The 22,140-nt window shown below is 66.3% G+C and carries 19 protein-coding genes and 1 pseudogene; 12 read left to right on the forward strand and 8 right to left on the reverse strand.

Features of this window, described 5'->3' with window-relative positions; all coding sequences use genetic code 11:
• Positions 1-48 precede the first annotated feature (48 nt).
• The 5 genes from KT882_RS22820 (at position 49) to KT882_RS22840 (ending at position 5,749) form a co-directional block, all read left to right on the forward strand.
• Positions 49-1,200, forward strand: coding sequence for an MFS transporter (locus KT882_RS22820; RefSeq protein WP_267478622.1), 1,152 nt, complete (start codon positions 49-51; stop codon positions 1,198-1,200).
• Positions 1,201-1,320: 120 nt separating this feature from the next.
• Complete coding sequence (locus KT882_RS22825) at positions 1,321-1,674, forward strand: ArsC family reductase (RefSeq protein ID WP_228893394.1); 354 nt, start codon at positions 1,321-1,323, stop codon at positions 1,672-1,674.
• The gene (dapE, locus tag KT882_RS22830) at positions 1,671-2,816 is read left to right on the forward strand and encodes a succinyl-diaminopimelate desuccinylase (RefSeq protein ID WP_228893395.1); all 1,146 of its coding nucleotides are present in this window, start codon (positions 1,671-1,673) and stop codon (positions 2,814-2,816) included. The genes KT882_RS22825 and dapE overlap by 4 nt, the downstream gene beginning before the upstream one ends.
• 29 nt (positions 2,817-2,845) lie before the next feature.
• The gene (prmB, locus tag KT882_RS22835) at positions 2,846-3,733 is read left to right on the forward strand and encodes a 50S ribosomal protein L3 N(5)-glutamine methyltransferase (RefSeq protein ID WP_228893396.1); all 888 of its coding nucleotides are present in this window, start codon (positions 2,846-2,848) and stop codon (positions 3,731-3,733) included.
• A 21-nt stretch (positions 3,734-3,754) separates the two neighbouring features.
• Positions 3,755-5,749, forward strand: coding sequence for an ATP-binding cassette domain-containing protein (locus KT882_RS22840; RefSeq protein WP_228893397.1), 1,995 nt, complete (start codon positions 3,755-3,757; stop codon positions 5,747-5,749).
• A gap of 11 nt (positions 5,750-5,760) precedes the next feature.
• Here KT882_RS22840 and KT882_RS22845 read toward each other — a convergent pair whose 3' ends face one another.
• Entirely contained in the window at positions 5,761-6,249 is a 489-nt protein-coding gene (locus KT882_RS22845) for a chemotaxis protein CheW (RefSeq protein ID WP_228893398.1), read from the reverse strand.
• Between the two features lie 162 nt (positions 6,250-6,411).
• On the opposite strand from KT882_RS22845, the gene KT882_RS22850 reads away from it, so the two are divergent.
• The 3 genes from KT882_RS22850 to arfB are packed head-to-tail and all read left to right on the forward strand — an operon-like array spanning position 6,412 to position 8,878.
• Positions 6,412-7,404, forward strand: a complete 993-nt coding sequence (locus KT882_RS22850) for an HDOD domain-containing protein (RefSeq protein ID WP_161073060.1) — start codon at positions 6,412-6,414, stop codon at positions 7,402-7,404.
• On the forward strand, positions 7,401-8,489 hold the full coding sequence (locus tag KT882_RS22855; protein ID WP_161073061.1) for a CaiB/BaiF CoA transferase family protein: 1,089 nt from the start codon (positions 7,401-7,403) through the stop codon (positions 8,487-8,489). Before KT882_RS22850 ends, KT882_RS22855 begins: the two co-directional genes overlap by 4 nt.
• Positions 8,486-8,878, forward strand: coding sequence for an alternative ribosome rescue aminoacyl-tRNA hydrolase ArfB (gene arfB, locus KT882_RS22860; protein WP_161073062.1), 393 nt, complete (start codon positions 8,486-8,488; stop codon positions 8,876-8,878). Before KT882_RS22855 ends, arfB begins: the two co-directional genes overlap by 4 nt.
• Positions 8,879-8,980: 102 nt before the next feature.
• Here arfB and KT882_RS22865 read toward each other — a convergent pair whose 3' ends face one another.
• From KT882_RS22865 to KT882_RS22875, 3 genes are all read right to left on the reverse strand, one after another.
• Entirely contained in the window at positions 8,981-10,858 is a 1,878-nt protein-coding gene (locus KT882_RS22865) for a flagellar assembly protein A (protein WP_228893399.1), read from the reverse strand.
• 10 nt (positions 10,859-10,868) lie between these two features.
• A complete protein-coding gene (locus KT882_RS22870) occupies positions 10,869-12,749 on the reverse strand; it encodes a flagellar assembly protein A (RefSeq protein WP_228893400.1) in 1,881 nt (626 codons plus the stop codon).
• A 157-nt stretch (positions 12,750-12,906) separates the two neighbouring features.
• On the reverse strand, positions 12,907-13,284 hold the full coding sequence (locus KT882_RS22875; protein WP_228893401.1) for a hypothetical protein: 378 nt from the start codon (positions 13,282-13,284) through the stop codon (positions 12,907-12,909).
• Between the two features lie 248 nt (positions 13,285-13,532).
• Here KT882_RS22875 and ompR point away from each other — a divergent pair, with 248 nt between their 5' ends.
• The 3 genes from ompR to KT882_RS22890 are packed head-to-tail and all read left to right on the forward strand — an operon-like array spanning position 13,533 to position 16,643.
• Entirely contained in the window at positions 13,533-14,234 is a 702-nt protein-coding gene (gene ompR / locus KT882_RS22880; RefSeq protein ID WP_228896741.1) for an osmolarity response regulator transcription factor OmpR, read from the forward strand.
• Positions 14,235-14,254: 20 nt separating this feature from the next.
• Positions 14,255-15,613, forward strand: a complete 1,359-nt coding sequence (locus tag KT882_RS22885; protein WP_161073065.1) for an ATP-binding protein — start codon at positions 14,255-14,257, stop codon at positions 15,611-15,613.
• Positions 15,614-15,638: 25 nt separating this feature from the next.
• Positions 15,639-16,643, forward strand: coding sequence for a sensor domain-containing diguanylate cyclase (locus KT882_RS22890; RefSeq protein ID WP_161073066.1), 1,005 nt, complete (start codon positions 15,639-15,641; stop codon positions 16,641-16,643).
• 15 nt (positions 16,644-16,658) lie between these two features.
• On the opposite strand, the pseudogene KT882_RS22895 reads toward KT882_RS22890, so the two are convergent.
• The 3 genes and pseudogenes from KT882_RS22895 to KT882_RS22905 form a co-directional block, all read right to left on the reverse strand.
• Positions 16,659-16,997 (reverse strand): annotated as a pseudogene (locus KT882_RS22895) (flavin reductase family protein); the annotation flags it as partial.
• Between the two features lie 145 nt (positions 16,998-17,142).
• Positions 17,143-17,526 (reverse strand): 5-carboxymethyl-2-hydroxymuconate Delta-isomerase, encoded by a 384-nt coding sequence (locus tag KT882_RS22900; RefSeq protein WP_161073067.1) that lies wholly within the window; start codon positions 17,524-17,526, stop codon positions 17,143-17,145.
• 32 nt (positions 17,527-17,558) lie between these two features.
• On the reverse strand, positions 17,559-18,551 hold the full coding sequence (locus tag KT882_RS22905; protein WP_161073068.1) for a LacI family DNA-binding transcriptional regulator: 993 nt from the start codon (positions 18,549-18,551) through the stop codon (positions 17,559-17,561).
• 148 nt (positions 18,552-18,699) lie between these two features.
• Between KT882_RS22905 and KT882_RS22910 the strand changes: the two genes are divergently transcribed.
• Positions 18,700-19,518 carry an NAD-dependent epimerase/dehydratase family protein gene (locus KT882_RS22910; protein ID WP_161073069.1) on the forward strand — a complete coding sequence of 273 codons (819 nt, stop codon included), beginning with the start codon at positions 18,700-18,702 and terminating at the stop codon, positions 19,516-19,518.
• Between the two features lie 66 nt (positions 19,519-19,584).
• Here the strand turns inward: KT882_RS22910 and KT882_RS22915 are convergent, their stop codons facing one another.
• Positions 19,585-22,140 (reverse strand): TonB-dependent receptor, encoded by a 2,556-nt coding sequence (locus tag KT882_RS22915; protein ID WP_228893402.1) that lies wholly within the window; start codon positions 22,138-22,140, stop codon positions 19,585-19,587.

Here is a 22,140-nt window from a genome sequence, read left to right on the forward strand (position 1 = left end):
GTGGGTACAATTGCGGACCCCACGTTAGCGCTAACCCGACCCGCACTCATGAACAACTCAGCAGCACACCGACTCTCCACCCGCCTTGGATTTTTAACCGCTGGCATCACCATGGCCGCCTGGGCGCCGCTGGTGCCGTATGCGAAGGAGCGCCTGCACCTGGAGGCTTCGCAGCTCGGCATGCTGCTGCTGTGCCTCGGCATCGGCTCGCTGCTCGCCATGCCCGTCACGGGCACGCTGACGTCGCGCTTTGGCTGCCGTCCGGTGGTGCTGGTGTCCGGCGCGCTGGTGTGCGCGGTGCTGCCCTTCCTCGCCGTCGCCCCCACGCCGCTGCTGCTGGGCGTGACCCTGTTCCTGTTCGGCGCCACCATCGGCACGCTGGACGTGGCCATCAATGTGCAGGCGGTGCAGGTGGAGAAGGAAAGCGGACGCGCGCTGATGTCCGGCTTCCACGGCATGTTCAGCGTGGGCGGCATCGCCGGCGCGGGCGGCATGGCGCTGCTGCTGTGGGCTGGCATGGATACGCTGATGGCCGCCGTGCTGACCGCCGCCGTCGCCGCAGCGGTCCTGGCCGTGGCGGCGCCCAAGCTGCTGCCCGCCGATCCGGCCGCGCACGCGGACGCGGACGGCGCAGAGGACAAGCGCCTGTTCGTGGCGCCGCGCGGCGCGGTCGTGGTCATAGGCCTGCTGTGCTTCGCCTGCTTCATGGCCGAAGGCGCGGTGCTGGACTGGAGCGCGCTGCTGCTCACCACCGGCGTCGGCGCCAGTGCGGACCAGGGCGGCCTCGGATACGCCGCCTTCGCGGTCGCGATGACGCTGGGCCGCTTCAGCGGCGACAAGATCGTGGCGCGCTTCGGCGGCCAGCGCGTGCTGCTGGCGGGCGGTCTGTGCGCCGCCGCAGGCTTCTTCACCGCCGTGCTGGCGCCCTCGCCCGCCGCCGCGCTGCTCGGCTTCGTGCTGGTGGGGCTGGGTGCGTCCAACATCGTGCCCATCCTGTTCACGGCGGCGGGCCGCCAGCAGGACATGCCGGCCGGCCTGGCCGTGGGCGCCATCACCACCATAGGCTACGCCGGCATCCTGGCCGGCCCCGCGCTGATCGGCTTCATCGCCCACGCCTCCAGCCTGCAGATGGCCTTCGCCGGCCTGGGCTGCGCCATGCTGCTGGTGGCCGCCAGCTCGCGCTCGCGCATCGCGGCATGAACCGGGCTGCCGCCACCTGAGCGCCGGCGAGGGAACGCCCGGGGCCGGACGCCAGTCACGCTATAATGCTGCACTTCGGCCGCCGCCCGGCGCGGCCACGCTCCTGAACATACGCATCCCATGATTACTCTCTACGGCATCCCCAACTGCGACACGGTGAAGAAGGCCCGCGTCTGGCTGGCTGACCAGCAGTACGAATTCAACTTCCACGACTTTAAAAAGCAGGGCCTCGACGCGCAGACCGTCAACGGCTGGCTGCAGACGCTGGGCTGGGAAATCCTGGTCAACAAGAAGGGCACCACCTGGCGCGGCCTGCCGGACGAGCGCAAGGCCGCCGTCACCGACGCCGCCAGCGCCACCGCGCTGATGCTGGAGTTCCCGTCCGTGATCAAGCGCCCGGTGCTGCAAGGCGCGGACGAGGCCTGCCACGTCGGCTTCTCGCCGGACGCCTACCGCCAGATCTTCGCCAAATGACCGCCTCCGCCCCACATTCCCGTACCCTCGCCCTGACCGAGAAGCTGCTCGGCCGCGCCTCCGTCACGCCGGAAGACAAAGGCTGCCAGGACCAGCTGATCGCGCTGCTGGAGCCACTCGGCTTCAAGTGCGAGACCATCGTCTCGGGCGAGGTCACCAATCTGTGGGCGCGGCGCGGTACGGCCAGCCCGGTGCTGGTGTTCGCCGGCCACACCGACGTGGTGCCCACCGGCCCGGTCGAGCAGTGGAGCTCCGAGCCCTTCTACCCCACCCACCGCGACGGCAAGCTGTATGGACGCGGCGCGGCCGACATGAAGACCTCCATCGCCGCCTTCGTGGTGGCCTGCGAGGAGTTCGTGGCCGCCAATGCGGACCACAAGGGCTCGATCGCCTTCCTGATCACCAGCGACGAGGAAGGCCCGGCCACCGACGGCACCGTGGTGGTGGTGGAAAAACTGAAGGCGCGCGGCGAGAGCATCGACTACTGCATCGTCGGCGAGCCGACCTCGGACAAGACCCTGGGCGACATGATCAAGAACGGCCGCCGAGGCTCGCTGTCCGGCCACCTCGCCATCAAGGGCATCCAGGGCCACATCGCCTACCCGCAGCTGGCGCGCAATCCCATCCACCAGGCCGCGCCAGCGCTGGCGGACCTGGTGGCAGAGGTCTGGGACCATGGCAACGAGTACTACCTGCCCACGTCCTGGCAGATGTCCAACATCAAGGCAGGCACCGGCGCCAACAACGTCATTCCCGGCGTGCTGGAGATCGACTTCAACTTCCGCTTCTCCACCGCCAGCACGCACGAGGAGCTGCGCGCGCGCGTGCACGCCATCCTCGACAAGCATGGCCTGGAATACGAGCTGAAATGGACCCTGAGCGGCCTGCCCTTCCTCACCCCGCGCGGCACGCTGAGCACCGCGCTGAGCGACGCGATCCGCGCCGAAACCGGCATTGAGACCGAGCTGTCGACCACCGGCGGCACCTCGGACGGCCGCTTTATCGCGCAGATCTGCCCCCAGGTGATAGAATTCGGCCCTCCCAACGCCAGCATCCACAAGATCGACGAGCACATCGAACTGCGCTACATCGATCCGCTGAAGAATATCTACCGCCGTACCCTTGAGAACCTGCTGCGCTGAGCGCGGCCGCTCCCTTTGCGAGAATAATCATGACCACCTCCCTGTTCACCACCCCGCGCGACCTGCTGCGCTACGCCGTCACCCGCTTCAACACCGCCAAGCTGTTCTTCGGCCACGGCAGCGTGGAAGCGCTGGACGAAGCGGCCTACCTGATCCTGCACACGCTCAAGCTGCCGCTGGACAAGCTGGACCCGTTCCTGGACGCGCGCCTGCTGCCGCAGGAGATCGACGCCGTGCTGGCGGTGATCGAGCGCCGCGCCACCGACCGCGTGCCGGCCGCCTACATCACCAAGGAAGCGTGGCTGGGTCCTTACAGCTTCTTCGTGGACGAGCGCGCGCTGGTGCCGCGTTCCTTCATCGCGGAGCTGATCCCCGACTACTTCTCGCCGTGGATGGTCGATCCTGAAGCCACCACCAACGTGCTGGAACTGTGCACGGGCTCCGGCTGCCTGGCCATCATGCTGGCCGAAGCGTTCCCGAACGCGCACGTGGACGCGGTGGACATCTCGAAGGACGCGCTGGACGTGGCCCGCATCAACGTGGACACCTACAAGCTGCAGGACCGCCTGACGCTGATCGAGTCCGACCTGTACACCAATGTGCCGAACAAGAAGTATGACCTGATCATCACCAACCCGCCGTATGTGAACTCCGGTTCGATGGCCAAGCTGCCGCCGGAATACCTGGCCGAACCGCAGATCGCCCTGGAAGGCGGCGCGGACGGCATGGACCTGGTGCGCAAGATCGTGGCCGGCGCCGCCGAGCGCCTGACCGACGAAGGCCTGCTGATCGTTGAAATCGGCAACGAGCGCGAATTCGCCGAGAAGGCCTTCGGCGACCTGGGCCTGACCTGGCTCACCACCAGCGCCGGCGACGACATGGTATTCCTGCTGACCGCAGACCAGCTGAAGCTGTAACCTCATCCAAGAAGAACAACAATGATCCGCTTTATTCAAGTAAGCCTGATGCGCGGCGTAAAGCCGCTGCTGGAACAGGTTGATGTCACCCTCAATCCCGGCGACAAGATCGGCCTGATCGGCGCGAACGGCGCCGGCAAATCCAGCCTGTTCGCGATGATGCGCGGCGAGCTGCATCCGGACCAGGGCGAAATCGACTTCCCGGCCAAATGGCGCGTGGCTTACGTTGCGCAGGAAACCCCGCCGCTGGAACGCTGCGCCCTCGATTACGCCATCGACGGCGACGTGAACCTGCGCAAGCTGGAAGCGGAACTGGCGCGCCTGGAATCGGAACCGGAATCGTCCGAAAACGGCATCGCCATCGGCGAAGTCTATAGCGCGCTGGCCGACGCCGACGCCTACACCGTGCAGTCGCGCGGCGAACAGCTGCTGCTGGGCCTGGGCTTCACGCTGGACCAGATGCAGCTGCCCGTGGCCAGCTTCTCCGGCGGCTGGCGCATGCGCCTGAACCTGGCGCAGGCGCTGATGTGCCCTTCCGACCTGCTGCTGCTCGATGAACCGACCAACCACCTGGACCTGGACGCCATCATCTGGCTGGAAGACTGGCTGAAACGCTATGCCGGCACGCTGATCATCATCTCCCACGACCGCGACTTCCTGGATGAAGTGGTGAACGTGGTGGTGCACATCGACGAGCGCAAGCTGAAGCGCTACTCGGGCAACTACTCGTCCTTCGAACGCCAGCGCGCAGCGCAGATGATACTGGCCGCCGGCGCGCTGGAAAAGCAGCAGCGCAAGCGCGCCCACCTGGAGTCGTTCGTGAACCGCTTCAAGGCGCAGGCCTCCAAGGCCCGCCAGGCGCAGAGCCGCATGAAGGCGCTGGCCAAGATGGAAGAACTGGCGCCGCTGCGCGCAGCCGCCGAGTTCTCCTTCGAGTTCCGCGAGCCGCTGAGCGCACCGAATCCGCTGCTGGTGATGGAAGACGTGGATGCGGGCTACAAGATGGAGGACGAGAAGACCGGCGACATCACCACCAAGAGCATCGTCCACGGCATCAATTTCTCTCTGCAGATCGGCCAGCGCATCGGCCTGCTGGGCGTGAACGGCGCGGGTAAGTCCACGCTGATCAAGACCATCGCGGGCGAGCTGTCGCCGCTGACCGGCGACGCCACCATGGGCAAGGGCCTGAACATCGGCTACTTCGCCCAGCACCAGGTGGAGATGCTGCGGCACGACGAATCGCCGCTGTGGCACCTGGCCAAGATCGCGCCTACCGTGCGCGAGCAGGAGCTGCGCAACTTCCTGGGCGGCTTCAACTTCCCCGGCACCATGGTCACCAGCTCGATCGCGCCGTTCTCCGGCGGCGAGAAGGCCCGCCTGGCGCTGGCGCTGATCGTGTGGCAGCGCCCCAATCTGCTGCTGCTCGATGAACCGACCAATCACCTGGACCTGGAAACGCGCGAAGCGCTGACCGAGGCGCTGGCGCAGTTCGAGGGCACGCTGGTGGTGGTATCGCACGATAGGCATCTGCTGCGCGCGACCACCGACCAGTTCATCATCGTGGCCGACGGCAAGCTGCAGCCTTTCGACGGCGACCTGGACGACTACAAGGACTGGCTGTTCCAGACCAAGCTGGGCAAGGGCACCGACGTGCTGCCGGCTGCGGGCAAGGGCAACAAGACCGACTTCCCGGTGGCTTCGCCGGTGGCGCCGTCCGCCGCGCCCGCGGTCAACAGCAAGGACCAGAAGCGCCTGGACGCCGAACAGCGCCAGAAGCTGTCCGCGCAGCGCAAGCCGATCGAGAACAAGATCAAGCGCCTGGAAGAGCAGATCGCCAAGCGCAATGCGCAGAAGGCGGAAGTGGATGCGGCCCTGGGCGACAGCGCCATCTACGACGCGGCCAACAAGGCCAAGCTGAAAACGCTGCTGACCGACCAGGCCTTCTACACCAAGGATCTGGGCCAGCTGGAAGGCGAATGGCTGGAGCTGCAGGAACAGCTGGAAGCGCTGGCCTGAGGCTTGGCGGGCTAGCGTGCAACGCGTAACCCGCCGAAGTTCACGCGCCGTATCGACATCAGCTTGTCTATATCGACCACGATCAGGCGCCTGCCCGCCTGCGTGGTCCCCACCCCGAGCAGGTAATCCACCTCCCTGGCCATCCCCGGCATCGGCTGAATGCAGGCCTCGTCCAGCGTGACCACGTCGGTCACGCCATCGGTCACCATGCCCATCACACAGTCCGTCAGCTTGAGGATAATCACGTCCGTGCGCGGATCGTGCACCGGCGGACGCGGGCCGAAGGCGATGCGCATGTCCACGATGGGCATGATCACGCCGCGCGACAAGGCCACTCCGCTGATGATCTCGCCGTCCGCCGAAAAGCGCTCCAGCTCCGTCAGCGGGCGCAATTCCTGCACATTGCCGTAGTCCAGCGCATATTCCAATCCGCCCAAGCGAAAGCTCAGGTACTGGCGCAGCCCGGTATCGGCAGCGCCCTGCAAGGTAGAGGAATGCATGATGACCCTTTCACGGTGGATAACGCGTTCACCATCCTACCCGGCACGGACCATGCAAGTGTTGATTGGAGTCAACGTTTTCGGCGCAACATTGGCTGATTGCAAATGAGAGCCAACCCGCTACAATGGGACGCGCTCCCCATTCCGATTTCAAGGCTCTCTATGTTCCAGTGGCTCAAGCGTTTAATCGGCGGCGCCGGGCCGCGCAGCGCACCGCCTGCGCCCGCACCGGCCACCCCGGATCCGATCGTGCCGGCAGCTCAGCCGCCCGCCGCACCGGCGCCTGCCTCCGCGCAGGCCACCGCAGCCCCCTCGCCTGCCCCGGCCGCGCCCTCCTTCGAACAAAAGGACCAGCTCAACACCCGCTACAACCGCTGGCTGTTCGGCGCCCTGCACGAGGACACGCTGGAAACCAGCGACGCCGAACAACGCATCCTGCACACGCTGACGGGCATCGCCAGCTCGCCCACCTCCGGCGCGGAGCTGATGCGCCGCATGCCCGGCCTGATTCCGCAGCTGCTGCAAAGCCTGCGCAGCGAACATTTCTCCGGCGCCGACATCGCCCGCAAGATCTCCAACGACGTGGTGCTGGTGGCGGCCGTGATACGGCTGGCCAACGGCGCCATGCTGCCCGGCGCGCCGCCCATCAGCAGCGTGGAGCACGCCGTCATCGTGATCGGCCAGGAAGGCCTGCGCCAGCTCATCACCACGGTGGCGTTCAAGCCCATCATCGACCTCAATTCCGGCCACTACACCAAGCTGCTGGCGCCGCGCATCTGGGCGCAGTCCGAGCGCTGCGCCAGCGCCAACCGGGCGCTGGCCGAGCAGCTCGGCGTGCCGCCGTTCGAGGCCTTCCTGGCGGGCCTGGTGCAAAACGCGGGCCTGCTCGCGTCGCTGCGCCTGATGGACCAAACGGCCGGCGGCGCCACGGACCTGGGCCGCCCCATGTTCTGCGCCCAGCTGCTGCGCAGCGCGCGCCAGGTGTCCGCCGGCATCGCGCAGGAGTGGCACTTCCCGCCCGCCATTACGCAGGCCATACGCGAACTGGACACGCTGCAGAAGGGCGCGCAGCTGTCGCCCATGGGCCGCCTGCTGGCACTGGGCGACCATCAAAGTAAAATCGCCATCCTCTCCGAATACGAAAACACGCCATGACGCCATCCGATCCATCGCTGCCGCTGGCCGGCATCCGGGTACTCGACCTGACGCGCCTGCTGCCCGGCCCCGCCGCCACCATGCAGCTGGCCGACCTGGGCGCGGAAATCATCAAGATAGAAGACCCGGGACCGGGCGACTATGCCCGCCTCATGGGGCCGGTGCGCAAGGAAGTGTCGCAGTTCTTCGTGGCCGTCAACCGGGGCAAGTCCTTCCTGCGGCTGGACCTGAAGGACGCCGCCCAGCGCGAACAGCTGCTGGCCATGGTGGCGCAGGCGGACGTGCTGGTGGAAAGCTTCCGCCCCGGCGTGATGGACAAGCTGGGCCTGGGCTGGGAGGTGCTGCGCGCGCGCAATCCCAAGCTGGTGATGTGCGCCATTTCCGGCTACGGCCAGGACGGCCCCTACGCCATGCTGGCCGGGCACGACATCAACTACATCGGCTACGCCGGCATGCTGGACCAGAACGCCGGCCCGGACGGCCGCCCCACCCTGCCTAACCTGCAGGTGGGCGACCTGCTCGGCGGCGCGCAGGCCGCGCTGCAAGGCATACTGGCCGCGCTGGTGGCGGTGAAGATGGGCGGCATGGGCCGCTTTGTGGACGTGTCGATGACGGACGCGGTATTCGCCAACAACATCATGCCGCTGGTGGCCGTCAACAACGGCGGCGACGCCGCGCCCGGGCGCGACCTGCTGACCGGCGGCGTACCGTGCTACAACGTCTACCGCACCAGCGACGGCCGCTACATGGCGGTGGGCGCGCTGGAGCTGAAGTTCTGGCAGGGCTGCTGCGACGTGCTGCAGCGCCCGGACCTGAAGGCGCGCCACTGGCAGCTGGGGCAGCAGGTGGCGGGCGAGGACGCGCTGGCGGTGCAGGCGGAGCTGGACGCCATTTTTGCGCAGCGCACGCAGGCCGAGTGGACGGAGGCGTTTGCGGGCAGCGACTGCTGCGTGTCGCCCATACTGCGCACCAGCGAGGCGCTGGCGCATCCGCTGTTCCTGGCGCGCGGCACGGCGGCGCGCGCCGCGCACGCCACCGAGGGCGAGTACTGGGCGGCGGGCTGTCCGCTCAAGTTCAAGACATGAACATCGATCCCAACGAGGTGGAGTTCAGCGCGATCCGCGCGCAGGGACCGGGCGGGCAAAACGTCAACAAGGTGTCGAACGCGGTGCATGCGCGTTTTGATATCGGCGCTTCGTCGCTGCCGGAGGCGATCAAGGAGCGCTTGCTCGCGCTGAGGGATACGCGCATCACCAAGGAGGGCGTGGTGGTGCTCAAGGCGCAGCAGGCGCGCAGCCTGGAGGCGAACAAGGAGGAGGCGCTGCGGCGCTTGCAGGAGCTGGTCGACAGCGTGGCGGTGCTGGCCAAGCCGCGCCGCGCCACGCGGCCCACGCGCAGCTCGCAGCGCAAACGGCTGGATGGGAAGACCAAGGATGCCGCAGTCAAGAAGCTGCGTGGAAAAGTGGAGATGTGAGGCCGCAGGCGGCGCTCGGCGGGTTACGGCTACGCCTAACCCGCCCTACGGGGCGATGGTTGATTGGCATGTAGGGCGGGTTAGCGAAGCGTAACCCGCCATTCACACCGGCGGCAGCGACGGCGAGTTGGCGGCCCAATCCACCGTGCCGCTGCTGCCGCTGAAGATGGCCGCCACGCCCGATGTGCTGCCCCGCAGCCGGGTCTTGATTTCCTTGGGCGGGCGGTCGTAGGCCGCGCCGAGGTCCGGGTTGAACTTCATCTCGCGCACGATGGTGTCGCCGGCCACTTCCTGCACCGTGCAGCGCCCGTGCCCGATCACGGTCTCGCGCTGCTTGCGCACCAGCGCGGCCTGTTCCAGCGCCACCGTCTCCTGCGCCTTGGCCTCCTTCACGCTGAGCGACAGCTTGCCCACAGCGCGCAGCGACGGGCCCACCGACACAGCCATCTTCTGGAACAGCGCCAGCTGATCCGGCGTCAGCGTGACTTCCTGCTTGCGCACGCGCGTGGCCAGCGTGAGGTAGTTGCGCAGCTCCGGCTCGCCCGCAATCGCATCCAGCTCCGCCTTGAAGCGCTGCGCCTGCGCGCCAAAGCGGCCCGCGCGTTCGGTATGTTCAGCTATGGCCAGGTCGTATTTGGTGGTCACCGGCACCAGCGGGAACAGCAGCATCTCGGTCTGCCGGCGCGGCCCGGCGCGGCCCACTTCCATGCGGCGCGCGGCGATGGCGCAGCCTGCGGCGCTTTTGATCAGCACTTCGTCTGCGATGATCTCGCAGTTGCTCGCTTCGCCTATCACCACCCGCGTGCCGGAGATAATGCAGCTCTCGGCCCGCCCCAGCACCACCTCTCCCAGCTTGGTCTGGATCACCGATCCGGAGGCCACGCCCTTCACCACGATATTGCCGCCCGCGTTGACGGTGCTGCCGCCCACCAGGTTGCGCTGCAGCGCGATATTGCCGCCGCGCGAAACAATGTTGCCGAACACGTCCCCATGGATGGTGATGTTGCCGCCTTCGACCACGCGCTGTTCCTGCACTTCGCCGAATTCCTCGTACTCGCCTGTCAGCTGCAGGTTGCCGGTGGTGCGCACGCTCACGCCTTCGCGGCTGATGATCTTGGGGCCGATGGAAATCTTCTTGCTGCCGTCGATGCTGATAAAGCCTTCCAGCGCCGACACCAGGTATTCCACCCCGCCCGACTGTTCCAGCAGCGTGCCGGCGCCGGCCACGCTGCTCAACTCCACGTCGCGCGGTTCGGCCGGCTCCAGCGGTATGCCGGACAGCTCGTAGCCGCGCAGGCCCGGCGAGCGCGGCACCTTGCGCAGCAGCTTGACGTTGGGCTGCACCTGCGGGAAGCGGTTCTGGAAGGTGTGCAGGTCGAAGCGGCCGTTGGCCATCTCGCGCGGCGCATTGCTGCGGTGGATGCTTTGCGATACCTCGACGATGGCGGCGTCGCGCCCCGGCGTGGGATTGAGCTTGCGCGCGGCGATCAGGCGCACCACCCGCCCGGTGGCGATGGTGGCCTTGACGGCCGGCGCGTCGATGCCGAAGCGGATGCCCTTGACCCACATGTCGGCCACGAATTCGTCGAAGTTCAGGCGCGCCGGCTGCGGCGGCAGGTCCGGCACGGTGAAGAACACCGGCTCGAAGTAGTACTCCGCTTCGCCGTCGACGATGCGCACCGATTTATACAGTTCGCGCCGCTGCGCGTGGAAGGGCTCCACCCGGTCGGCAAAGCGTATCAGCGGCTGGTCCTTGAGGTTTTGCGGCAGCTCGGGGCCAACGCCGTACAGCATGCGGATAAACACGGCGTAGTCCAGCTCCGCGAAATACGCGCCCGCCAGGAAGAACTGGTTCACGCCGGCCTGGCAAGCCGCCCCCGTGGCGCCACCCTTGAAGTAGACGCCATCCGAGCGCTTGACGATGGCCGGCGGCAGCTCGCCTTCCGCTGCTGGCTCCGCGGCCGGAGCGTCGTTCTGCACCTGCATCTCCTTAGTCCGGCTCGGCGCTGTAGGTCCAGTCCAGCGACCCGAGCGAGTCGGAGAACAAGCTCTCGTAGCCCACATGCGGTCCGCGCAGGAAGGCCTTGCCGTCCTTGGGCGCCATCTGGCTGGCCGGCGGCGCGCCTTCTTTCAGCGGCATGCTGCGCACCAGCGTCTCGCCCGAGACCATCTCGATCTTGCAGGCGGCCAGGCCGTTCGCGGCCAGCTTCTGCTTGCGCAGCTCGTCGATCTGCGCGCGCCGCACCAGCTGCTGCGATTCGGCCGCCTTCATCTTCTGTAGCAGGTGGCCCACCGTCTTGAGCTGCGGCTCCACTGCGGCGGCCATCTTCTTGAGCTGCGGGGCCTGCTCCGGCGTCAGCGTCAGCTCGCCCTTGCGCATCTGCGCGGTCAGGGTCATGTAGCCGCGCACCTGCGGGATGGAGGTGATCTGCTCCGCTTCCTCCTTGAACTGCTGGCGCAGGTGTTCCAGCGCGTCGATCTTGGCGTTCAGCTCCGCGATCTCGCCGTTGATCGGCCCCATGTCCGGCACCTGCACCAGCACCAGCATTTCGCTCTGCTTGCGCGGGCCGGCGCTTTCAATCACGACGGAGCGCGCGGCCACGGCGCAGCCTTCCGCCAGGCCTATCTTCACTTCGTCGGCCAGGATCTCGCAGTTCGACGCTTCCTCGATAATGACGCGGGTGCCGACAATAACGCAGCTCTCGGCCCGTCCCGCGATCTTGATTTCGCCGTCGCGCGTGTGCAGCGTGGAGCCGGAGGCGACGCCCTTGACGCGGATGTCGCCCTTGACGTTGTAGGCGCTGCCGCCCACCAGGTTGGCGCCGAGCACGATGGTGCCGCCGGTGGAGTTGATGTGGCCGAACACATTGCCGCGTATGGTGATGTCGCTGCCATCCACCGCGCGCATTTCCTGCACGTCGCCGAACTCCTCGAAGGCGCCGGCCAGCGCCAGGTTGCCCGTGGTGCGCCCGCTCACGCCTTCGCGGCTGACGATTTTGTCGCGCACGGCGATCTTGCCGCTCTTGGTGTCCACATCGAGGAAACCGTCCTCCACCGCCACCAGGAATTCACCTTCCGGCGTGCGTTCGATTTCGGTGCCCTCGCCCACCCAGCGGCGGAAGTCCAGGTCGCCCGGCGGCTGCGGCAGCAGCGCCGTGCCGCCCATTTCCAGGCCCTGCGCGCCGGTCTCGCCCGGCACCTTCTTCAGCAGGCGCATGCCCTTGCGGATTTGCGGGAAGCGGTTCTGGAAACTGTGCAGGTCCACGCGCCCGTCCGCCTTTTCGCGCGGCGCGTCGCTGCGGCGCAAATCCTGCGACACCTCGATCACGTGCGCGTCGATGCTCTTGCCCGGCTCCAGGCGACGCGCCACCGTGCTGCGGTCTCCACGCGCGGCGGCGATGGCGGCCTTCACGTTATTGGCGTCGATGCCGAAGCGGATACCCTTGACCCACATGTCGGCCACGAATTCGTCGAAGTCCAGCTTGACGGGCCGCTCAGGAATAACGGTGCCGTCCGGCAGAACCATCTCCTCAATGAACAGCGGCTCGAACACGTACTCGGCGATCTCCTTGCCCATTTTGACGGCGCGGTACAGCGCGCGGCGCTGGGGATCGAACATGCGCACCACGTCGGCGATGCGTATCAGCGCTTCGCCCGGCGGACCGGGCGGCAGCGGCGGGCCGATATTGAACAGGGCCTTGATGAAGACGGCGTAGTCCAGCCCGGAGAGGAAGGCGCCGGCCTGGAAAATCTGGTTGATCGCCACCACGAACACCGGCCCTTGCAAGGAGGCGTCCAGATACACGCCGTCCGGGCGCTGGATAACGCCATGGGGCAGTGCTGAAGCGGCTTGATCTGCTTTGTCTACCACAAACTTCCTCCCGACATACGGCAAATGCCGGCGCCATGGGGAACACGGCTGCCGGCATTCTTGCAAGTAACCAATGTTACACGCAAGCCAAGAATAACAGGGAATTTTCGGTGCAGTGATGCGTCTATGCTACGCCTGTGCGTAACATTGCGCCAGATCAACGGCGCGGTGGTATCGCGTAGACTTCGGCGCCGGCTTCGTTGATCTGGCGGCGCAAGTCGCGGCGCTCGTCGGCCGTCATGCGTCCCACACGGCGCGTCGCCTCAGCGTTGTTGGTGCTATCCTGCAGGATACGGCGATGCGCTTCTTCGCGCTGGCCGAAACCGCGCTCGTCGCGCTCCCGGCTTTGATCACGGTTCTGGCCTTCGCCGCGCGCGCGCTCTTCCTTGCGTTGGGGAGGATTGTTTTCAGGGCCGGAAGCCCAGGCGGGCAACACCGAACCCAGCAGCGTACAGGCGGCCAGCGCTCCCACGGAAGCGCGGACCAGCCTGGACGCCAGGGACGCCGCCTTCAGTTTGTCGGGATGCTTGTTCATGGAATTCCTCTGTAGCTTTACTGCCATGGCAACCAGTGTATGGACATTTCTCCCAGGAGGTAAGACCAATTGGGTAAAGTTTGTAACAGTTTGTAATGGGTTGGCAATGACATTTGCCTACGGCGAATATGACGTTACCATAGCAACATAATTAAGACAATTCTGACAGCATGACAACTATGACTTCGACCGAAAACAGCAACACCTCGAACAGCGGCGCGAACAGCGGCGGCCACCAGGCCAAGATCATGGTGGTGGACGACGACGTCCGCCTGCGCGACCTGCTGCGCCGCTACCTGACGGAGCAAGGCTTCAACGTCTTCACGGCGGAAAACGCCACGGCGATGAACAAGCTGTGGCTGCGCGAGCGCTACGACCTGCTGGTGCTCGACCTGATGCTGCCGGGCGAGGACGGCCTGTCGATCTGCCGCCGCCTGCGCGGCGCCGGGGACCAGACGCCCATCATCATGCTGACCGCAAAAGGCGAGGACGTGGACCGCATCGTCGGCCTGGAAATGGGCGCGGACGACTACCTGCCCAAGCCCTTCAACCCGCGCGAACTGGTGGCCCGCATCGGCGCCGTGCTGCGCCGCAAGCAGCCCGACGAAATTCCGGGCGCGCCGTCCGAAACCCCGCAGACCTTCGAGTTCGGCCAGTTCGTGCTGGACCTGGGCACGCGCACGCTGAAAAAGAGCGGCGAGACCGTGCCGCTGACCACCGGCGAGTTCTCGGTGCTCAAGGTATTTGCGCGCCATGCGCGCCAGCCGCTCTCGCGCGAGAAGCTGATGGAACTGGCGCGCGGCCGCGAGTACGAAGTGTTCGACCGCAGCCTGGACGTGCAGATTTCGCGCCTGCGCAAGCTGATCGAACCCGACCCTTCCAGCCCGCTGTACATCCAGACCGTGTGGGGCCTGGGCTATGTCTTCATTCCGGAGGGCCAGCCACGCTAGCCCGCGCCCGGTAGCGCCGCATGAAATTGCTACGCCCCTTCCAACTGGCCTCGCTCAAGAGCGGGCTGTTCTGGCGCACCTTTCTGCTGATGGGCGTGCTCACCACGCTCAGCATCTCGGCCTGGGTAGGCCTGGTGAGCATGCTGCAGCGCGAGCCGCAGGTGCAGCAGATCTCGGCCCAGGTCATCTCGGTCGTCACCATCACCCACGCCGCCCTCACCCACTCGGCGCCGGAACTGCGGCGCGAACTGCTGTTCGAGCTGGTGTCCAACGAGGGCATCCGCGTGTTCACGCTGGAGGACGACGACGACGTGGAGCCGCCGCCCGCCAATGCCCTGATGCCCGATATCGAAGCGCTGGTGAAAGCCAAGCTGGGCGCCGACACGCGCTTTTCGCGCAGCGTGAACGGCATGCCCGGCTTCTGGGTCAGCTTCAACATCGGCGAGGACCGCTACTGGCTGATGCTGGAGCGCGAACGCATCCACGGCATGTCCGGGGTGCAGTGGCTGGGCTGGGCCAGCGTGGTGTCGGTCGCCTCGCTGCTGGGCGCGGCGCTGATCTCCGGCCTGATCAACCGCCCGCTGGCGCGCCTGACCGTGGCCACGCGCGAGCTGGCCGAAGGCCGCCGTCCGGACAAGCTGCCGGAAAAAGGCCCGGCCGAAATCATCCAGGCCAACCGCAGTTTCAACCAGATGGTGGAGGACCTGCAGCAGGTGGAGTCCGACCGCGCCGTGATCCTGGCCGGCATTTCGCACGACCTGCGCACGCCGCTGGCGCGCATGCAGCTGGAAGTGGAGATGGCCAAGCTGTCGGACGAGGCGCGCGAGGGCATCCAGTCCGACATCGCGCAGATGGACGCCATCATCGGCCAGTTCCTGGACTACGCCAAGCCGACCGAATCGTCCACCTTCACCACGGTGGACATGACGGCGCTGCTGGCCGAGACCGCGCACGAGGCCGGGCGCATGCCGGATGTGCGCATCCACACCGACATCACCGACAACGCCACCGTGCTGGGCAACCCGACGGACCTGAAGCGGGTGCTGAACAACCTGGTGGAAAACGCGCGCCGCTACGGCAAGACGCCGGGCGCCGACTACACCGAGATCGACATCAAGTGCAGCGTGAAGGGCATGCACACCTTCAAGCGCGTGACGATAGAAGTGCAGGACCACGGCCCCGGCGTGCCGGACGAGCAGATCCAGTCCCTGCTCAAGCCCTTCACGCGCCTGGACAGCGCGCGCGGCCAGGCCAACGGCGCCGGCCTGGGACTGGCCATCGTCGACCGCGTGCTGCTGCGCCACGGCGCCGAGCTGCAGGTGCGCAACCGCGAAGGCGGCGGCCTGCTGTTCCAGATCACGATGAAAGTGATGGCCTAAAAACGGCGAGTAGATATAATTCGGCATGCAAGAAAATATCCTCCCCCGCCCATCGCAGCCCGCCGCGTCGCTGTCCACTTTATCCAGCCGGGTACTCGGCCTGGCCAACCTGGGCCTGGCGGTGATCGACTCCAAACACCGCATCGTGCTGTGGAACCAGTGGATGGCCAGCCATTCCGGCCTGTCCGCCAGCCGCGTGCAGGGCAGCGAGCTGTTTGAGCTGTTCGAGGACTTGCGCGGCCAGCGCATCGAGCAGGCCATCCACAGCGCGCTGCAAAACGGCACCGCCGCCAGCCTGCCGCACGGCCTGAACCGCGCGCCCTTCCCGCTCTACCCCGCCGGCACCTGGGGCGGCGAGCGCATGGAGCAGGCGGTGTCGGTCACGCCGTTCACCGAGGGCAAGGAAAAATACTGCCTGATCGAAGTGAGCAACGTGAGCAGCACCATGGGCCGCGAACGCCAGCTGCGGGTGCAGGCCGAGGCGCTGCGCGCGCAATCCTATGTGGACGGCCTGACCGGCATCGCCAACCGCCGCCACTTCGACGTGGCGCTCAGCCGCGAACTGAAACGCGCCAGCCGCAACGACGCGCCGCTGTCGCTGCTATTGATGGACATCGATTCCTTCAAAGCCTATAACGACCACTTCGGCCACCAGCAGGGCGACGCCTGTTTGACCCTGGTGGCGGAAGCCTTCGCGGCCACCCTGCAGCGCCCGGCCGACCTGGCGGCGCGCTACGGCGGCGAGGAATTCGCGGCGGTGCTGCCGGACACCGATCTGGCGCAGGCGCAGATCGTGGCCGAAGCCATCCGCGCGCGCGTGGCCGCGCTCGACGTGCCGCACGCGCCGGCGGCCGTGCACCCCAACGTCACGCTCAGCATCGGCGTGGCCACCTTCGACAAGACGCAGCTGAACGACGCGGCCGCCATGCTGGGCGCGGCCGACCGCGCGCTCTACGTGGCCAAGAAGGCCGGCCGCAACTGCGTCATCGTCGGCACGCCGCCGGATCAGCCCTCGCCGCCGGCGGCGTAAGCTTCGCCTGTTGCAGTCATGTCCGGGAATGGCGAACAGGTTTGCGCTGGCGCGCGCCAGTTTGTCGGGCGTGTCGGCCATGCTGTGCGTGCCCACCGCATGCGTCAGGCGCAGTTGCGCCACGGTGGGCACCTGGATGGCGAACATGCCGCTCCCATCCACCAGCGCGCGCGTGGCGGCGGTCTTGTCCAGCACCACCGTCAGCTTGGGCGGCGAGAAATCCAGCGCGCAGGCCCACGCTGCGGCCATCACGTTGTCCACGCCGCCATGGCGCGCGGACACCAGCACGGTCGGGCCGTGGTTGATCAGGCGGTAGGCTTTTTCCAGCGCCACCTGGGCGATATGCTTATCCAACTTCACTCCTTTCAAACCAGGCGGTCCGACGCCACCACATGGACGCCGGGCGCGGCCCGCCGATCAGCCCCGGACGCACATGCGTCAGCGGCGCGAACAGCTTGGGATGCGGCGGCAAAGGCTGGCGCGACGGCCAGCTGCAAGATCAGGCCGAGGCCCACTTCCCTTCGTACACGGGATGGCCTTCGTCGATATGCAGCGTGATGCGGACCGGCAGCTTGCCGCTGAGCGGCGCGAAGTGGGCGTCCACCTGCGCCAGCAGCGCCTTGCCCACCCGCTCCACCAGCGCCGCGTTGCGGCCCGGCGTGATGCGCAGGTTCAGGTAGACGAAAACCTTGTCCGCCGCGCCGTCCGCCACCGCGTGGTGCGGCGCCGGGTAGGCCAGCACGCGCGTGCCGTTCAGCGGGAAGACGGCATGGCCGCCGTCGTCTTCCATCTGCACCAGGGTGCGCGCCAGGCGCGTGCACAGCAACTGCATGTCGCTGTGCGCGTCCAGCGTGCCGCAATAGTCTATGTGTAAGTGGGGCATAGGAAAACGTTTAATGAGTTAAGGGAAAAAATTCAGTTCCGGTTGGCGGTGGATGCGCGCAGTATCAGCTGCGGCTCGATCCGCGTCAGGCGGTCGGTTGGCGTACCGTCGATGGTGGCCAGCAGCTTTTCCATCGCCGCCACGCCCATGCGTTCACTCTGCAGGTCCACCGTGGTGAGCGCAGGCGAGGTGTAATTACCGAACTGGATATTGTCGAAGCCGGCCACCGAAATATCCGCCGGCAGGCGGAAGCCCAGCGTCTGCGCGGCCTTCATGAAACCCAGCGCCATCAGGTCGTTGTAGCAGATCAGCGCTTCGGGATGCTCGGCGCCCAGCATGATGGAGGAGCACATGCGCTCCCCTTCGATGGCGGACGGCGCGCTGCCGTCGTACACGCACAGCTCCAGGCCATGCGCGGCCAGGCATTCCTTGATGCCGCCCATGCGCTCCTCGTCGCGGCGCGACTTGGAAAAGCCCAGGTAGGCTATGCGGCGGTGGCCCTGCGTGATCAGGTGGCGCGTCAGCATATAGGCGCCGCGATGGTCGTCGCTGGCCACGGTGGGCAGCTCGAGCTGGCTCAGCCGGCCGAAGAACACCAGCGGGCGGTCCATTTCCGTCAGCCAGCCGATGTCTTTTTCCTGCATGCGCGAGAACACGATCATGCCGTCCACGCGGCGGCTCAGCGCCTCCAGCAGGGGGCGCTCGCGTTCCGGGTTTTCTTCGGTATCCACCAGCAGCACGGTATAGCCGTGCGCCTGCGCCACGCGGTTGGCGCCCTTGACGATGCTGGTGAAGTGCGGATTCGTAATGTCCAGTATCGACAGGCCCACGGTCTTGGTGCGGCCGGTGATCATGGACTGCGCCAGCGGATTCGACCGGTATCCCAGTTCCGCGATCACGCGCTTGATGGTGTCCTCCACCGGCGGCGAAAAGCGCTGCGCGCCGTTGACGAATTTGGACACCGTTGCGGTCGATACGCCTGCGGCTGCGGCCACATCGCGGATGGTGGGGACACTTTTCTTCATGTGGCGTTTAGTCGCATAACGGAGCAGTACAAGGATGCCGATCTTACCATGCGCTATGGGCAATTGACGTTGCCGGGAAATCCGCTATACTCAAGTTAAACGTTTAACTTACTCTTCTTTTTCCATGTTTTTTACTTAACGGACAACCATGAACCAAGCATCCAGCACCAAACCCTTCAAACGCCTGCTGCTCACCGGCGCCGGCGGCGGCCTCGGCACCATGCTGCGCGACCGCATCAAGCCCTGGGCGGACGTGGTGCGCCTGAGCGATATCGGCGATCTTGGCCCCGCGCGCGAAGGCGAAGAAATCGTCCGCTGCGACCTGGCCGACCGCGCCGCCGTGCTTGGAATGATGGAGGGCGTGGACGCGGTGCTGCACTTCGGCGGCATTTCGGTGGAGGACAAGTTCGAGCCCATCATGAACGCCAACATCCTCGGCCTGCACCATCTGTACGAAGCGGTGCACAAGTGCGGCGTGAAGCGCGTCATCTACGCCAGCTCCAGCCACGTGGTGGGCTTCTACCCCACCACCGAACTGGTGGACGCCAGCATGCCGCTGCGCCCGGACGGCTTCTATGGCCTGAGCAAATGCTTCGGCGAGGCGCTGTCGCGCTACTACTACGACCGCTTCGGCACCGAGACCGTTTGCCTGCGCATCGGTTCCTCCTTCCCCGAGCCGCGCAACCCGCGCATGATGGTGACCTACCTGGGCTATGACGACCTGGTGGAGCTGATACGCTGCGCGCTGTTCACGCCGCGCGTGGGCCACACCATCACCTTCGGCGCATCGGACAACGACATCCGCTGGTGGGACAACCGCCACGCCGGCCATATCGGCTACAAGCCCAAGCAAAGCTCGCGCGTCTTCGCGCACAACTTCCCGGACACCGGCGAGCGCCCCGCCCCGGACGACCTGCCCACCATCTACCAGGGCGGACCTTTCGTCACCAACGGCCCGCAGTACTAAACACCGTCAAATAAAAAAAAGGCCAGGCCGGAATATCCGGCCTGGCCTTTTTAACGTGCCGCGTTTTTAGAACTTCACGTCGAGGCGGACCGACACGAAGCGGAACGCATCACGCGCAGGAACCCAGGTCGAAATGCCGGTGTTGGTCACCGTCGATACCGGAGCCGACGTGGCGCCACGGAAGGTCGGCGCGCCCGAGAAGCCGGTGGTGGCGTAGTGCTTGTCGAAGACGTTGTTGACCAGGAAGCTGATCTTGTAGCGGCTTTGCTTGTCGCGCACGCCGAAGCCGAGGTCGGTGATGCTGTACTTCGGCACGTAGAAGCCCGGATCCTGGGTAATCACCGTCATCATGTCGCTCTGGTACTTGTAGTTCCCGGTGAAGAAGGCGTCGAACGGCATTGACGCCAGGCGCCAGTCATACTGGCCGCTCAGCGCAACCCGCACCTTCGGCGACGACTGCATGCGCGCGCCGGCCAGGTTCTGCACACCCACCGTCGAACCCGGGGTGATCGGGAAGCAGCTGGCGTTGCGGCCGATGATGGAACCGTTGGCCGCATACTTGGCGCCGGGACTGGCCGCCACGTTCAGGCCGTCGTTGTAGCACGGGCCGCCGGCCCAGTTGCGCACGGTGGCGTCGGTGTAGGCCACGGCCGCGTTGACGCTCAGGTCGCGCGTGACCAGCGCATTCACGTCCAGTTCCAGGCCCTTGGTCGCGACTTCCGGCACGCTGCTGATCTGGGTCAAGATGACGGTGCTCTCCGGCAGCGTGTAGGTCGAGGACGACTGGTAGTTGAAGAAGCGGGTCTGGAAGGCGGTCGCGTTGACCGTCATGCGGTTCTGGAACAGATTGGCCTTCACGCCCACTTCCATGGTGCGCGAGGTTTCGGAACGCACCGGGTCCGCGCTCGAGGTGTTGATGGTGCTGAGCAGGCCGTAGGCCAGGCCTTTGTAGCCGGTGGCTGCGGTGGCGTAGGCCATCCAGTCGTTGTTGATCTGCTTGGACAGGCTCAGTTTCCCGGTCAGCTTGTTTTCCTTGTTGCCCAGGCTTTCAAAGTAGTCCACGCCACGCGCGCCGGCCACGAAGGTTTCCGGAGTGACGGTGGTGTTGTAGTTGCGGCCGAAGTGGTAGCCCGAGGTTTCGGTGTTGTAGCGCGCGCCGGCCAGCAGCGTGTAGGTGGGCAGGAAGTCCCACGACGCCTGGCCGAACACCGCCTTGTTGATGTTGTAGACGTCGGTGTTGTACACCACCGGGCTGGTGATGGAGGAACCGTTGCAGGTGGCCAGGCGGCAGTCGCCGCGCTTGAAGAAGCGGTCGGTCTCGTTCTTGGCGTACCACAGGCCTGCCACGTAGCGCAGCGTGCCGGCGTCCGGCGAAACATAGCGCAGCTCCTGGGTGCGCGACTTGATGTCGTAGGTGCCGCCCTGGTCGTTGGGCACCGCGTACTTGGTCGATCCCGGCAGCGCCACGGTGGGCACGTCCACGAAGTCCTGGTCGCGGAAGTCGTCCGACTTGTAGTGCGAGAAGGAGGTGATGGACACCAGCGAGGCGCCGTTATCCAGCTCGTAGGCCACGCGCAGGCCCACGCTGCGGTCGGTGGAGTTCATGCCGGTGGGGCCGTCGCGGCGCACGTCCACGTTGTTCGGGCCCGGCGTAATGCCGGCCAGCGCCACCGAGGCGGGAATGGCGTTCAGCGTGCTGGCATTGGCCGGGGTGGCCGCGCCGGACGGAATCAGGTACAGCGGGTTGACCGGGTTGGCGCCGGCCAGGCCCACGGCCACCGGGCCGTTGGGCGAATTCACCACCAGGCCGCGCAGCGCGTTGGCGCCCTTGGTGTTTTCCTGGGCGTTGAAGTTCGGCGACAGCGTCACGTCGAGGTTGCGCAGCGGGTGCCACGCGAGCTTGGCCATCAGCGTTTTGCCGCCGGCGCCATTGAGCTTGCCGCCCGTGGTCAGGTTGTTGATATTGCCTTCGTAGCGCGTGCGGCTGGCCGCGATGCGCACGCCCAGCGTGTCGCTGATTTCGCCGCCGTAGGAGACGGCGTAGCGCCACTCGTCGTCGTCGGTCAGGTAGAAGCTGGCCTTGCCCGCCAGCGGCCCGGAGATGGGCTTGGTGACGATGTTGACCGCGCCCGCCACGGCGGACTTGCCGAACAGCGTGCTTTGCGGACCTTTGAGCACTTCGATGCGCTGCACGTCCGCCAGGTCCTTGAAGGCCTGGAACTGCTGGGCGATGGGGATGTCGTCGACGATGACGGCCACGTCGGCCTCGATGCCGATGGTGACCGTGGCGGTGCCGATGCCGCGCATATTGATGGTGTTGTTGGCGCTGGTCGAGCCGGCGGTGACGGTCAGCGCCGGCGTGTTGGCCACCAGGTCTTCTATCTCGCGGATATTGGTGCGCTCGATAATGGCCTCGTTGACGACCGAAATCGCACTGGGCACGCTTTCCAGTTTTTCCACGCGCTTGTTGGCGGTTACCACCACGCGCTCCAGCCCCTCGCTCGGGGCGGCGGCCTGCTGCGCATGCGCAGGCAGGCCGGCCAGCATGGCAAGCGCCACGGCCGATGCGATTGGTGTCAGGCGCATGCCGAGCCCCGGCATGCTTGTGTTCTGGTGTTTCAT

Origin of the sequence: Pseudoduganella aquatica (genome assembly GCF_020865585.1) — a bacterium.
Lineage (GTDB): Bacteria > Pseudomonadota > Gammaproteobacteria > Burkholderiales > Burkholderiaceae_D > Rugamonas > Rugamonas aquatica_A.